Below are 14,880 nucleotides of genomic sequence, written 5' to 3'. Positions count from 1 at the left end.
CTTCTTACTGAAAAAAGCATCACTGCATAGTTTTTAGAAATCCCTTTACTATTGTATCAAACTTTTCCGGTTGTTCCACATGAATTGCATGGCCAGCACCATCAATTTTGACAATTTTCGCATCAGAAACGTATTTTTCGATGTTTTTTAATATGCGAAAGAACTTTTCATCATATTCTCCGTTCATTAAAAGAACAGGCATTTTCAAGTTGTGTAGCTCATCCCACCATGAAGGCTGAGCCCCTGTTCCCATGCCGCGCAAGCTATTTGCAAGTCCTTTTGGATTGTTAGCAAGCCGTTCTTTTCGCACCGCTTCTTGTACGTTTTCTGCTAAACGTTTTTGCGTTTCAAAAAGCGGAATATTTTCCCACATAGAAACAAAACTTTGAACGCCTTCTCGCTCAATTTTATCGGCAAGTCGATCATCTTTTTCACGACGTTCTTTTCTATCCTCTTCGTTTTCGAGCCCAGCTGTACAGTTTTCTAATAAAAGAGAGTGTACATAATCTGGATATAGACATGCCATCGTAATCGCCAATCTACCGCCCATTGAATAGCCAAGTATATGTACTTTTTCAATATGAAGGTAATCTAATAGTTCTTTCATTTGCAATGCCACATTTCGGATGTCATAATGCGTCACATCTTCAGGGCTTTCCGTTTTTCCGTGCCCAACAATATCTACTAAAATGACTTGAAACTGCTCGCTCCAAGAAGGAACGAAAGAACGCCACGTTTCCATACTTCCCGTAAAACCATGAAGAAGTAGAAGTGGTTCTCCGCTTCCAACTACTTCATATTCATACGATACACCTTGCAGTGTTACGTTCATTTTGCTTCACCTTGCAACGATGTAGTAATTACGTCTTGTGTTTTTGCCCATAACGTACGGTGCAATGTTAAGTTTTCATCACGGTTCGTACAAATTTCCACAACGTGTAAACCTTTTGTCGTTGCTCCCTTTTGTACTTCTTCACGGAATTGCTCCCAACCATTTACACGGCTAAATGAACCACCGTACATTTTGACAACGTGCTCATAATCAAGTCCAATTGGTGTTCCAAATAATGATTCAAAATGTTCCTTTTTCTCATATTGTGGTAAGAATGAGAAAATACCCCCGCCATCATTATTTACAACGACAATTGTTATGTTTAATTCATGTAATTTCGCTGCTAATAGCCCATTTAAATCGTGATAAAATGATAAATCACCAATCACTAATACAAGTGGATCGCAAATAATGCTCGCTCCTAAAGCTGTCGAAATGATTCCATCAATACCATTTACGCCACGGTTTGCCATCACATGGATGTTTTTATCCGATGTGAAGAAGAATGAGTCTGTATCACGAATTGGCATACTATTGCTCGCAAATAACGTTGCGTCTTCTGGTAATACGCGCACAATATCTGTAATAACCTTTCCTTCAAATGCAGTTTCATATGTTTCCATTTCACGAAGCGTTTCCTTCGTTTTTTCGTTTATATGTTGCCACATTACGAACCAATCATTCTTCTTCATAACTGGCATTTTTTCTATTACTGCCTTGCAGAATTCAATGTCACTTGCTTGCACAACTTCTGTCGCAACAAGAGCTGGATCTCTCCATTGTCCTGATTCATCGACAACGATATGAACTGCTTTCGTTTGTTTTTTTATGAACTGCGTTAATGATTTAGAAACAGGCATACCACCAAAGCGAATTAACACGTCCGGTTTCCATTTTTCTTTTAACTGCTCATTTCGTAAAAATGTATCATAACAGTCAATTACCATCGTTTTATCGTGGTGTCCGCTACGAATATTAGAAAGTGGGTCTGCTAATATAGGATAGCCAGTTTTTTCAGCTAGTTGCGTTGCAAACATTGCAATTTCTGAATGACTATCATCTCCACAAATAATAAGCCCCTTTTCCATATGTGAAAGGCGCCCTACAAGAGAATCTACATATTCACTCGGCATCGTCACGTTTCCTTGCTGAACTACTCTTGTATATTCACTACGTCCTTTATCCCATAAGCTTTCTAGTGAGAAATCAGGGATAAGTGGCTCGCGAACTGGAAAATTAAGATGAACAGGACCCTGCGGCGCTAAACAAGCATTTGCTACTATGCGCTGCGTCGTCATACGAGCGTAATGATACATCGCTTCACTCGCTTCTGGCAGTGCCATCTCTGTAAATTGTTTCACAAAAGTACCGTATAAATTAAATTGATTCATTGCTTGTGGTGCACCCACATCTCTTAATTCATGCGGTCTATCCGCTGTTAAGACGATAAGCGGTACCCTTGAATGAAAAGCTTCACATACAGCTGGATAGTAATTAGCTGCTGCTGTTCCTGACGTACATAATAATGCTACTGGGCGTTTTTTCGCTTTCGCAATACCGAGCGCGAAAAATCCAGCTGATCTTTCATCTACATGTAAATATGTGTTCATTCCTTCGTGTTGTTCCATTAGTAAAGCAATCGGCGTTGACCGTGAGCCTGGACTAATGACAACATCACATACATCTAGACGCGTTAGTTCATCCACGAACGCGCCTAAATAATATGATAATGCTTCTATATGATTGTTCATTTCATTAATTCCTCCAAAGCACCAAGCATCGGTCTAAACTTCAAACTTGTTTCTTCATATTCAAGCTGCGGGATTGAATCAATTACAATACCACAACCGGCAAATAAGGATGCTTTCTCGCCGTTTAATAATCCGCAGCGCAGCGCAACCGCAAATTCACCATTTCCTTCATCATCTATCCAGCCAATCGGTGCACCATACAACCCTCTGTCTAACAATTCAACATCACGGATCAGTTTCATCGCTTCCAAACGAGGTGTCCCGCCAAGAGCTGGTGTTGGATGTAATTCTTCTACCATTGTTAAAAGACTCGCATCGCCTTTTGCTTCTACAGGCGTATATAAGTGAATTAAGTTTTTCGTTGTTAATAAACCTGGGCTTTCCGGAATATTAACGTATTCGCAATGTTCATTTAGTACCGAGCGGATCATGTTAACGACATAACCATGTTCAGCTAAATTCTTTTCATCATGAAGAAGCGCATTACTATTTCGTTCACTTTCTTCTATAGAATGACCATGACCGATTGAACCAGCAAGACACATCGATGTAAATTTCTCATCTTCTTTGCGAATTAATCTCTCAGGCGTCGCTCCTAAGAAGCATGCTCCTTTATAATCAAAAGAAAATACGTAACAATCCGGTTGACCAATGCGAAGTGCTTCTAAAACAAGAGCAGAATCAATCGAATGGTTCATCTCTACTTTTAGTTCCCTCGCCAATACAACCTTCTGCACGTTACCCTGCTTCATCTCATCTTGTACTTTTTCAATTGCTTTCATCCAGCCTTTCGGATCCACTTCTACTTTAGAAATAACAGTTAATTTCGATCCGTTTAGCGCACATTTACTCTCCTCAAAAATTTTCTCTTCTAAAGAAATCATTTCATTATAAACAGTTTCTGCACAATCTGTTGCTGCAACAAATGTATTCATCGTTAACCATGCTTTTTCATTTTTTACAGTTAATAAAAATGCTGGTAGTGAAAATGTCGTATCTTTAAATTCTTTCCATAGGTCCGTTTTCTCTTTTTCTGGATCAAATGAAAAACCACCAAATAAAAGCGGACCCGTTCCAAATTCATATTCATCTCTTTGGACAAATGCATTCTCTTTTACTTTCTCCCACTCGTCACGAGCGGTTTGAAAGCGCTTATGAGAAGAATTTGCTATAGTGAAAACAGAGCCAATTCCTGCAAATATTACATGCTGAGCCGGGTCTGCAAAATAACATCTATTTTCGAATGAAATCCTTTTTCCTGCTGCATAGAACAGAAGCGGATCCACCCAGTCTATTTGTTTTACAAAACTAACCAATGTTTTTTCGTTAGTTGCACGCTTGATAGCTGCAATAAGAACTTCTTGCAAGCCTTTTTGTTTCGTTTGAATCACAATTGTCTCCCCCCTATGGGCGAAAAATAGTCATAATTACGCTTGATTTTAAGATACACCTCAAACGAAAGGCCTGTCAACGTTTAGCATTTCTGAGAAATTCACCTTCTCTTCCTAGAAAATAAACGTTGACACTAAATGATGCTTTTTCTACACTTAGTTGTGTACAATATGTGACCAAAGGAGGATTCAACATGGAAATGAACGTCAAAACGAATTCCTCTCCTACGGCGCCAAAGCCAAGTAAGCAAACAGGCTGGCGCATCTGGTGGAGTTTACTACGTCCCCATACATTAACAGCCGCTTTCGTACCTGTTTTCATCGGAACAGCATATTCGATGCAGGTCGGAGGTATAAATCAAATACATCTTCCTCTTTTCCTTATGATGCTTCTTGCTTGTCTTCTCATTCAAGCAGCAACAAACATGTTTAATGAATACTTTGATTATAAAAGAGGACTTGATCACGAAGGTTCAGTTGGTATCGGCGGCGCTATCGTTCGCGATGGCATTCAGCCAAAAACAGTGCTTAACTTAGCATTTGGATTTTTCGGCATCGCAATACTATTAGGTGTTTATATTTGTATAAATTCTAGTTGGTGGCTTGCTGCAATCGGTCTTGTTTGTATGGCCGTTGCTTACCTTTATACAGGTGGCCCACTTCCAATTGCATATACACCATTTGGAGAGTTGACAGCCGGATTATTTATGGGTGTCATTATTATTGGGATTTCATTCTTTATTCAAACTGGCACTGTAACATCAGAAGTCATTTTACTATCTATTCCAAGCTCCATTTTAATTGGTGCCATTTTACTAGCTAATAATATTCGTGACTTGGATGGCGATAAAGAAAACGGTCGTAAAACGTTAGCAATTCTCGTTGGACGCGAGCGAGCGGTTGGTGTACTTGCTTCGATGTTCATCGTTTCCTACATTTGGACAATTGCTTTAATTATCGTAGGCATCGTATCACCATGGATGCTTATCGTATTTTTAAGTGCACCGAAAGCATTTAAAGCGACGAAAGGCTTTATCGGCAAAAGCATTCCAATGGAAATGGTACCTGCGATGATTGCAACAGCAAAAACAAATACAATCTTCGGTTTCCTAATGGGAATCGGATTATTACTTGGATACTTTCTATAAAAGGAGCTGCTTATGCGGCTCCTTTTTCATATCTGAAATTCATCTCATAATTCCTACTCTCAACGCTCATACTATGTAAAGAAACTGAATTGTAGGAAGGTGGACGACTATGTTAACTCCACAACAAGTAGGTCAATTTAAATCCATTTTAGAAAAACAAAAACAAGAACTGGAACAAACGATACAAACTCATGAAAATACAGATCGTGCTTCTGAACGCGATTCAGTAGGAGAACTGTCTAGCTATGACAACCATCCAGGTGATATGGCTACAGAGCTATATGAACGGGAAAAAGACTTCGGGCTTATTGAACTTTGGCATAAACAGCTTGAGGAGACGAAACATGCCCTACAAAAAATAGAAGCGGGTACGTACGGCATTTGTGAAGTGTCTGGCGAAGAAATTCCATTTGAAAGATTGGAAGCAATGCCGACTGCTACAACATGCATACAGCACGCGACAAATAAGTTAAATATGAATACACGGCCAGTTGAAGAAGAAGTGTTGTCTCCTTCTTTCCACAAGCATGATGAGGATCATTCTGTTGAGTACGATGCGGAAGATGCGTGGCAAGATGTCGCAAATTACGGAACATCTGAAACGCCGTCTGATTTAGAAAGACAAGATTCAAAAAACTATAATGGCATGTATGTAAATAGTGAAGAAAACGTAGGCTACGTGGAGGATTTTGAAAACTTTATCGGTACGGATATGTACGGGAAAAACCCACAAGTTTTCGCTACAGAAGAGCATGAAGAATATGAACAAATGCTTGATGACTTTGAAGAGCGTACCTTTAAGGGCGAATTATCTTCAAATGAATCTAGTTCCAAAGAATAAAAAAAAGCATTCCGAAAATCGGAATGCTTTTTATCGCTAGCTAATTAGTTTTTTGTAACGTTAGCTGCTTGTGGTCCGCGGTTTCCTTCAACGATTTCGAAAGAAACTTCTTGACCTTCTTCTAAAGTTTTGAAGCCGTCGCCTTGGATAGCTGAGAAATGTACGAATACGTCTTCTCCGCCTTCAACTTCGATGAAGCCAAAACCTTTTTCGCCGTTAAACCATTTAACTTTACCTGTTTGCATGTCATGTACCTCCTAAATAAAAATGAAACTATGAATCCACATGAAAAGGTGGATATAAAGGACATGAATGTATAACAAGCTTACAGCCTTTAATACAACGTGCTTTATTTCCGTACCACATTATGTAGCTCAATAGTGCTTTCACTATATCATGCTATATCGAAAACGTCAAATGAGAACACTTTCATTCCATCATTTTTTATAATCCTAGTATAACCTTAAATTTTTATTCTATTTTTATTCAAAAATTAACAAAAATACAGTACTCTAATTCTTTTAACTTCTGTACAATATAATTACTACATATTTATGAGGTGAAAAAATGCAAGCACATGAAATCGAGTATAAGCTATATGGCGATGATATGCAGTTTGTTGAAATTGAATTAGATCCAAAAGAAAGCGTTATCGCAGAAGCTGGCGCAATGATGATGATGGAAGATTACATTGAAATGGAAACAATCTTTGGTGACGGTTCTGGCCCATCTAACGGTTTATTCGGCAAATTAATGGGCGCTGGTAAACGTCTCGTTACAGGCGAAAGTATGTTTATGACTGTATTTACAAATACAGGTCACGGCAAACGCCACGTCTCATTTGCTGCTCCTTATCCTGGTAAAATTATTCCTGTAGATTTAACAGAATATCAAGGAAAAGTAGTTTGTCAAAAAGATGCCTTTCTTTGTGCCGCAAAAGGTGTTTCTATCGGAATTGAATTTACGAAAAAAATAGGAACTGGTTTCTTCGGTGGTGAAGGGTTTATCATGCAGAAACTTGAAGGTGACGGCCTTGCTTTCATGCACGCAGGTGGAACTGTATATAAACGTGAATTAAAACCTGGTGAGAAACTTCGCATTGATACAGGTTGTCTCGTTGCCATGACAAAAGATATTAACTATGATATCGAATTCGTTGGTAAAGTAAAAACAGCTCTATTTGGCGGCGAGGGTTTATTCTTCGCAACATTAGAAGGTCCTGGAACAGTTTGGATTCAGTCCTTAACACTTAGCCGATTAGCAGCACGCCTTACAAGCCCAGCAGCGCAAAGTACTGGTGAAGGTAGTGTATTAGGTGGCCTTGGTCGTTTATTGGATGGGAAAGAGTAAAAAGGGCCCTTATGCAGGCTTGTCCATCGACTAATATAATACTAAAATTAAACACCCTTGCTTGCAGTAATGCAGTGAAAGGGTGTTTTAATTTACGTCTACAAACGAGAAAAAGCAGATGAAATAAAGTAATAAGGTTTACTTCAGTAAAATAAGGTATATTATATTTGTTGAATAGATTCTCTTTCAAGACAAGAAAAGTAGGTGAACAAAGTGGGAAAATATCAATTGGATTCCAAAAGTCAGGTAGCTGTGGCAAAGTTTCATGAAAAACAGAAGCCTGCCAAATTTGATAAAAAGCAAAAACTTGAACAATTACGTGCGGAGTATTTGAAAAAAAAGCAAAAACAAACAGATAAATAATATGTTTTGTTTCCCGAAATTTTCAGTATATAGTGCGAACAAACACAAGTAAATAGGTAATCATCGTTCAAATATATACAGGCTATTTTTTCAAACCTCTTACAAGACCAGCATTATAAAGTACTGGTGAAAGTAGTATATTAGGTGGCCTTGTTCACCTTTTAGATGGAAAAGAGTAAAAAATGCCTCCAATGTAAAAAAACATCGGAGGCATTTCTCTAAAGTTTATGACTATGGCACTTTATTTTTACTGCGGAGGGCTATACATACCATTTCGAATCATATAATACTCCATCGCTTCATTAAGCCATGCCTCTTCTTCTTCTTTGTAAGGAGATGGCATCATATTATTATATTGTTCTTCTACATTCTCTAATTTACCTAAAGAATACATTGCCTCTTCACCAACATACTTAAGAGTCGCCTTCATATGTTCATCAACCAATTTTTGCACTTCTAAATCCTCAATTTGTCTTCCAAATAACCTTTTCACTTCTTTTGCTAAACGCACAAACTCTTTATCAAGTGCTATGCCCTCTTCTTCCGACTTATTATATAATCCATCAGCCAAGTCTTTTGATACATATCCTTCAAGCCATAAACGTTGTTCGTTTTCTTTTTGAATGCTGTTAATTAGACTCATTAATATGTCACTATCCAACTCTTCATCTTCCTCAAGACATACCATTGTTCGTTCAAGCGCCTTTATCGAAACTTCAATGTGTCTTCTCTTTTCTTCAAAGGCTTTTCTTTGTTGTTCCAACGTTTCTTTTAAATTTACATTCAAACTTGGCATTTTCAGCATAACGCGTATTTCTTCTAAACTATATCCTAATACTTTAAGACTCACTATTTTCTGTAGTTCTAATATATCTTTTCCTTTGTACACACGGTGACCAGAGCTAACATTCTTTCCAGGTTTAAGTAGTCCAATTTCATCGTAATATTGTAGTGTCCGTATTGATGTGCCTGTCCTCTTTGCAAACTCACCAATTGAACAGCCTTCCCTTTTGCTCATCTTACACTCCTCCTAACAATATGTTTACAAAAATCATACTCCCTCACGTAACTGTAGGTTCAAGTCTTTTTTCCAAAAGCATGAATCAAGTTCCTCACCGCATATATTAAACTATACCTTTTCTTAAGGAGGGCTTCCTTAATGCGTACTCCTTTATCCTTTGATAAAGATACTGCCATACTGTTAGCTTCTTGTTGTGAGTTAACGTATGAACAATATAAACAAAATGGTATTTTCGAAATACCAGATGGTTTTCAATATGTACAAGGGTTTCAAGGAAAAGCCATTCAAACAACAGAATGGTTCGGGTTTATATTAGAATCTGAGGATACAATTATCGTTGCCTTCAGGGGCACTCAAACAGACCCTGATTGGATTATTGACTCTCTCGTCAATCAAAAACCTTATCCTTATGCTTTAAATAGCGGAAATGTCCATAACGGCTTTCTCTCTATTTATGAGTCTTGTCGTGATTCTATTATGGATATGCTCGTATCATTGCCAGCACATAAAAAACTGCTAGCTACTGGGCATAGTCTAGGTGGTGCGCTTGCCACATTACACATATTAGATGCACGTATAAATACTGCCTTCGCACAGTATGGACTTTATACATTCGCTTCTCCAAAAGTAGGAGATATCGCTTTTCGAAATTATTATAAACTACAAGTAGCTAGTAGCTTTCGTTTCGTCAACTTGTTCGATGTCGTTCCACTTCTCCCTCCCCGAAACATAAATTTTAATGATCATGATTGGGAGTATGCACACGTCCATCACAATATGACATTTACAAAAAATACAAAATCCATTACAAATAATCATTCCATTACAACATACAAAACATGTCTGACTTCTCATTTTTAACCAGTAAACAATTGGAAATAAAATATTCGTATACTATAATACTCTATGAAGTTATTTTTGGATGAGGGGACCTTACATGTTAAAATTTATCTTCACACTTTTTCTTATTGTAATTTTTACGGTCACAGGTTTCTTTACATTTTCATACTTTGCGACAGGAGAGTATGATGGGGCAGGTATCATATATACCACTGTTCCATTTCTTTCTTAAGCAAAATAAATAAAACGAGCTTAATTTTATTAAGCCCGTTTTATTTATTAATATCCATTTTTGTTGGTAAATCGATAATATATCTCCCAATATAGCAACTTCTTTAAAACTGTTTAACTGCATTACCAATACCCCAAATTTCATTGCTGTACTGCAAAATCGTTCGATCACTCGCAAAATGACCAGACTGTGCAATATTTAAAATCGACATTTCTAGCCACTTTGTTCGGTTCTCATAAGCTCTACCGACAGCTTCTTGTTTTTCAGCATATGGGCCAAAATCTCGCAGAACGAAATATTCATCATTTTGAATAACGAGAGAATCATAAATCGCTTCAAATTCTGCTCCCGATTGTGCAAAGAAACCATTTGTTAATTGATCAACTACTTTTTTAATGTGCCTATTGTGGTGATAATAATCACTTGCACGATATCCACCATTTTGATAGTAATGAAGAACCTCTTCCGCTGTTAAGCCGAAAATGAAACAGTTATCATCACCAACCCGGTCTTTTATTTCAATGTTAGCTCCGTCTAACGTTCCGAGTGTAATCGCACCATTCATCATAAATTTCATATTACCTGTTCCCGATGCTTCTTTACTCGCCGTTGAAATTTGTTCACTTACATCCGCCGCTGGGAATATATCTTCCGCTAAAGAAACTCGATAGTTTTCTAGAAAGATAACTTTCATATATTGACTGACATACGGGTCATTATTTACTTTTCTTGCGAGTTCATTTATTAATTTAATAATTTTTTTCGCATAATAATATCCAGGTGATGCTTTCGCTCCAAAAATAAAAGTACGCGGATAAAATGTAAAACTAGCATCCTCTTTCAAACGGTTATACAAATATAAAATATGAAGAACATTTAATAATTGTCGTTTGTAAGCATGTAATCTTTTCACTTGCACATCAAAAATAGAATTTGGATCAATCGTAATCCCCATTGTATGATGAATGCGCTCTGCTAAAATCTCTTTACGTTCTTGTTTTACTTCTGCAAATTTCTCTTGGAAACTAGCATCATATTGAACTGTTTGCAACGATTGAAGCTTAATTGGTTCTTTCTTCCACTCTGTTCCAATCGCCTCTGAAATGAGATTTGTTAGCTGTGGATTTGCTTTCATAAGCCAGCGCCTATGAGCAATTCCATTCGTCTTATTATTAAACTTATCTGGATAAAATTCATAAAACAATCGCATTTCCCGCTGCTTTAATATTTCCGTATGAATTTTTGCTACACCGTTTACGCTATGGCTACCGACAATTGCTAAATGAGCCATTTTCACAAGATCATGCGCAATAATTGCCATGTCTTCAATGCGATGCCATTCATAAGGATAACGTTCCCAAAGTTCATGACAGAAACGTTCATTAATCTCTTCAATAATCATATAAATTCTCGGTAATAACGGTTTAAAAATGTGAATTGGCCACTTTTCGAGCGCTTCTGATAACGTCGTATGATTCGTATAAGAAATCGTCTGCGTCGTTATGTGCCAAGCTTCTTCCCATGTTAACTTTTCTTCGTCTAGTAAAATACGCATCAGTTCTGGAATTGCTAAAACCGGATGTGTATCGTTAATATGAATCGCAATTTTTTCATGTAGTTGACGAAGGTCACCATATCTTTCTCTATGCATTCGAACAATATTTTGTAAACTTGCTGATACGAGGAAATACTGTTGTTTTAAACGAAGTATTTTCCCCTCATCATGCGTATCATCTGGATATAAAAACTCCGATACAGCCTCTGTTTCGCGCTTATATTTCAAAATATCTTTACAGTTTTGCGGGAAAGGAACTGGTTCAGCATTCCAAAGTCTAAGTGTGTTTACAGTACTCGTCTCATAGCCTACTACCGGCACATCATATGGCACTGCCATAATGACTTCTGCATTTGTATGCCTAAATTCTAAACGCCCGTCAATTTCTAGCGGTTCAACACTGCCGAAATAACTTACTTCCACAGCTTGATCATGCCTTCTTACTTCCCATACATTTTCATGAAGAAGCCACTGTTCTGGAAATTCAACTTGATAACCATCAACAATTTTCTGATCAAACAAACCATGTTTATAACGAATTCCACAGCCGTGTCCTGGCAAGTTTAAAGATGCAAGTGAATCGAGAAAACAGGCTGCTAAGCGTCCAAGCCCACCATTACCAAGGCCTGCATCTGCTTCCACTTCTTCTAACTCTTGCAACGAAATCCCTAGTTCAGATAACCCCTGCTCGCATACATCTCTAATACCTAAATTCAAGATGTTACTTCCAAGCAAACGTCCAAGCAAAAATTCAATAGACAAGTAATACATTTGCTTTTGCTCTCCGGATCGATAACTCTCATTCGTTGCAATCCATTGACTATTCATATACTCACGTACCATATGGCCGAGCGTATTATATTGATCACGAGTTGTAGAATCTTTGAAACTTTTCCCATACATCGTCTCTAACTTTTCTAGAAAAGTTGATTTAAAACTTTCAACATGAGTAAACATTTTTTCACCACCTACATGTTATTCCATGAGACTTTTATACAATTCCTTATAAGCAAGAGCCGATTGCTCCCAGCTATAATCTTCAGTCATTGCTTGTTTTACAAGCTGCTCCCACACTGGTTTATCGTGATAAAATTCAATTGCACGATGAATCGTATGCAGCATGTCATGTGCATTAAAATTCGTGAAACTGAAACCATTTCCTTCTCCAGTTTCTTCATCATAAGAATGTACCGTATCGTTTAATCCACCTGTTTCTCTTACAATTGGAATCGTACCGTACGCTAATGCGATAAGTTGTCCAAGTCCACACGGTTCAAACAGCGATGGCATTAAAAACAAATCGCTTCCCGCATACACTTGGTGCGCTAATTCTTCATTAAATCCGATATAAACTTTTACCTTCTCCGGATACTCATATGCCATCCACTCAAAGAATTGCTCATATTCCGAATCACCTGAACCTAAAATAATACATTGTACATCTTCTTCCATTATTTCGCGGAATACAGTGCGTACTAAATCAAGACCTTTTTGCTTCGTTAATCTCGTTACCATTGAAATAATTGGTGTATCCTCTTTTTCTGGCAAACCAAAATAACGCTGCAAGGCGCGTTTATTTTCACTCTTTTCATATAATGACTCTGCATCATACTGAGCCTTAATATACGAATCCGTTTCTGGATTATATACGCTCGTATCAATACCATTTACAATGCCGCTAAGCTTATCATTATATTTTCGCAGTAATCCATCTAGCTTCTCACCGAAAAATTCATATTGAATTTCTTCTTTATACGTCGGGCTCACCGCTGTAATTTGATCCGAAGCGATAATACCGCCTTTCATAAAGTTTATGTTTCCATAAAACTCTAGCTGCTCACTATGAAAATATTCATCACCAAGCTCTAACAAGTCGTACATCACTTCAGGAGGAAATACTCCTTGGAACTGCAAGTTGTGAATCGTATATACCGTTTTAATACGCTCATATAACGGGTTATCTTGATACTTTTCACGAAATAAGAAATTAACCATAGCCGTATGCCAATCGTGGCTATGAAGAACATCCACTTCAAAGTCAAGGTGTGGAATACACTCTAACACTGCTTTTGAGAAATAAGAAAAACGCTCCCCATCATCATAATGACCATACAGAGAATCTCTCTTAAAATAATATTCATTATCTATTAAGTAATACGTAATTCCGTCTTGCTCACCTTTTAAAATTCCACAATATTGATTTCTCCACCCGAGCGGGACGTTAATTACTTTATGTAACGTACACCCATCTCTTAACTTTTTCGGAATGAGGCTATAATTCGGAAGTATAATACGAACGTCCACTCCTAATTTTTTCAGCTCTTTTGGGAGCGCACCCGCTACATCAGCTAATCCTCCCGATTTCACAAACGGTACACATTCTGATACTGCAAATAAAATATTCACTTGTTGTCCCACTGCGCGAAAAGTTTTTATTACTCCTCTTGCAGCTTCCTCCCTTCGAGTTTTCATTTAAATTAAAACTTTAATCAGTGGAGGAAAAAGCCCCCACTGATTCTTTAGGAATAACTATTAATCGTACTGTTTTGTACGCTTCCTTTTTCTACAACATACGGCTCATCGATATTTCCTTTTAATACGACACCGTCGCCAATTTTCACGTCTTTATCAATAATAACACCGTCTATTATACAGTTATCTCCAATTTGGCTCTTTTGCATAATAATACTGTTACGAATAATTGATCCTTTTCCAATTTTAACTGAACGGGAAACAACACTGTTTTCTACTTCCCCTTCAATAATACTGCCATTTGCAATCATTGTATTTTTCACAACTGCACCCTTTAGATAACGAGTTGGTGGCTCATCTTTTACTTTCGTAAAAATCGGTGCTTCTTTCTTAAATAATTGCTTCCAAATAGCAGGTTGCAAAATTTCTAAGCTATGTTTATAGTAACTTTCGATCGAGTCAATAATTGCTACATATCCAGTATGTTCATATGTAGCAATGTGTAATGATTTCCCGCGTTTCTCTCTCACTACATCAAATAAACTGTATTGCTCCACATCTTTATATGTCTCAAATAAATCTAATAATAATTGTTTCTTTAACACGTATGTTTGAAGCGAAACCCCTTCATGGCAAACTTCCGTAATATCAGCTGCCGTATGTATATGTCGCTCTAACACCGCTTGAAAATTTAATGCTGTTACGAGATGGCTATTCGTAATAACAACGTACTCTTCTCTGCTTCTTAGAAAATAATCAATATGTCTTCTAAAGTGTGCAAAAGACCCAAACTCATCTTGGTCACATTGGCAGTTTGGCGGGAATAAAAATAGTCCGTCTCGTTTTCTATCTAAATCCCACTGTTTTCCTGAACCAACATGGTCCATTAACGAACGGTTTTTATGGCTTGTAAAAACTGCCACACTATGAATACTAGAATTCACCATATTTGAAAGCATGAAATCAATGAGTCGATAACGGCCCCCAAACGGTAACGCCGCTAGTGAACGATGCCCTGTTACTTTCTTTAAGGAAGGAAAACTTCCCGTTGCATTAATAATTCCTAACATTTTTTCTCCCATTC

Annotated in this window: 14 protein-coding genes; 6 read left to right on the top strand and 8 right to left on the bottom strand. The window is 37.5% G+C overall.

Features of this window, described 5'->3' with window-relative positions; all coding sequences use genetic code 11:
• Positions 1-19 precede the first annotated feature (19 nt).
• The 3 genes from menH to IBT51_RS22865 are packed head-to-tail and all read right to left on the bottom strand — an operon-like array spanning position 20 to position 3,974.
• The gene (menH, locus tag IBT51_RS22875) at positions 20-832 is read right to left on the bottom strand and encodes a 2-succinyl-6-hydroxy-2,4-cyclohexadiene-1-carboxylate synthase (RefSeq protein ID WP_200458614.1); all 813 of its coding nucleotides are present in this window, start codon (positions 830-832) and stop codon (positions 20-22) included.
• Entirely contained in the window at positions 829-2,583 is a 1,755-nt protein-coding gene (gene menD / locus IBT51_RS22870; protein ID WP_088024221.1) for a 2-succinyl-5-enolpyruvyl-6-hydroxy-3-cyclohexene-1-carboxylic-acid synthase, read from the bottom strand. Before menD ends, menH begins: the two co-directional genes overlap by 4 nt.
• Entirely contained in the window at positions 2,580-3,974 is a 1,395-nt protein-coding gene (locus tag IBT51_RS22865) for an isochorismate synthase (RefSeq protein ID WP_098250691.1), read from the bottom strand. Before IBT51_RS22865 ends, menD begins: the two co-directional genes overlap by 4 nt.
• A gap of 194 nt (positions 3,975-4,168) precedes the next feature.
• Here IBT51_RS22865 and IBT51_RS22860 point away from each other — a divergent pair, with 194 nt between their 5' ends.
• A complete protein-coding gene (locus tag IBT51_RS22860; RefSeq protein WP_000425766.1) occupies positions 4,169-5,122 on the top strand; it encodes a 1,4-dihydroxy-2-naphthoate polyprenyltransferase in 954 nt (317 codons plus the stop codon).
• A gap of 109 nt (positions 5,123-5,231) precedes the next feature.
• Positions 5,232-5,963, top strand: coding sequence for a yteA family sporulation protein (locus IBT51_RS22855; protein ID WP_000957398.1), 732 nt, complete (start codon positions 5,232-5,234; stop codon positions 5,961-5,963).
• A gap of 44 nt (positions 5,964-6,007) precedes the next feature.
• Here the strand turns inward: IBT51_RS22855 and cspD are convergent, their stop codons facing one another.
• Positions 6,008-6,208 carry a cold-shock protein CspD gene (cspD, locus tag IBT51_RS22850; RefSeq protein WP_001193052.1) on the bottom strand — a complete coding sequence of 67 codons (201 nt, stop codon included), beginning with the start codon at positions 6,206-6,208 and terminating at the stop codon, positions 6,008-6,010.
• Positions 6,209-6,530: 322 nt separating this feature from the next.
• On the opposite strand from cspD, the gene IBT51_RS22845 reads away from it, so the two are divergent.
• Both IBT51_RS22845 and IBT51_RS22840 read left to right on the top strand, forming a co-directional pair.
• Entirely contained in the window at positions 6,531-7,313 is a 783-nt protein-coding gene (locus IBT51_RS22845) for a TIGR00266 family protein (protein WP_001147841.1), read from the top strand.
• A gap of 213 nt (positions 7,314-7,526) precedes the next feature.
• On the top strand, positions 7,527-7,676 hold the full coding sequence (locus tag IBT51_RS22840; RefSeq protein ID WP_000521637.1) for a hypothetical protein: 150 nt from the start codon (positions 7,527-7,529) through the stop codon (positions 7,674-7,676).
• A 247-nt stretch (positions 7,677-7,923) separates the two neighbouring features.
• Here the strand turns inward: IBT51_RS22840 and IBT51_RS22835 are convergent, their stop codons facing one another.
• Entirely contained in the window at positions 7,924-8,694 is a 771-nt protein-coding gene (locus IBT51_RS22835; protein WP_200458615.1) for a MerR family transcriptional regulator, read from the bottom strand.
• Positions 8,695-8,835: 141 nt separating this feature from the next.
• Between IBT51_RS22835 and IBT51_RS22830 the strand changes: the two genes are divergently transcribed.
• Both IBT51_RS22830 and IBT51_RS27260 read left to right on the top strand, forming a co-directional pair.
• Complete coding sequence (locus IBT51_RS22830) at positions 8,836-9,558, top strand: lipase family protein (RefSeq protein WP_001260112.1); 723 nt, start codon at positions 8,836-8,838, stop codon at positions 9,556-9,558.
• Between the two features lie 76 nt (positions 9,559-9,634).
• Positions 9,635-9,769: a hypothetical protein gene (locus IBT51_RS27260; protein WP_016079902.1), complete on the top strand. Its 135-nt coding sequence runs from the start codon at positions 9,635-9,637 to the stop codon at positions 9,767-9,769.
• Between the two features lie 103 nt (positions 9,770-9,872).
• Here the strand turns inward: IBT51_RS27260 and glgP are convergent, their stop codons facing one another.
• From glgP to glgD, 3 genes are all read right to left on the bottom strand, one after another.
• Positions 9,873-12,281 carry a glycogen phosphorylase gene (gene glgP / locus IBT51_RS22825; RefSeq protein WP_200458616.1) on the bottom strand — a complete coding sequence of 803 codons (2,409 nt, stop codon included), beginning with the start codon at positions 12,279-12,281 and terminating at the stop codon, positions 9,873-9,875.
• 18 nt (positions 12,282-12,299) lie between these two features.
• A complete protein-coding gene (gene glgA / locus IBT51_RS22820) occupies positions 12,300-13,730 on the bottom strand; it encodes a glycogen synthase GlgA (protein ID WP_197235678.1) in 1,431 nt (476 codons plus the stop codon).
• 113 nt (positions 13,731-13,843) lie between these two features.
• On the bottom strand, positions 13,844-14,878 hold the full coding sequence (glgD, locus tag IBT51_RS22815) for a glucose-1-phosphate adenylyltransferase subunit GlgD (protein ID WP_069356391.1): 1,035 nt from the start codon (positions 14,876-14,878) through the stop codon (positions 13,844-13,846).
• Positions 14,879-14,880: the final 2 nt, after the last annotated feature.

The sequence above is a fragment of the Bacillus sp. S71 genome, assembly GCF_016625265.1.
GTDB classification, from domain to species: Bacteria; Bacillota; Bacilli; order Bacillales; family Bacillaceae_G; genus Bacillus_A; species Bacillus_A cereus.
This window is presented reverse-complemented; position numbering and strand designations above follow the sequence as displayed.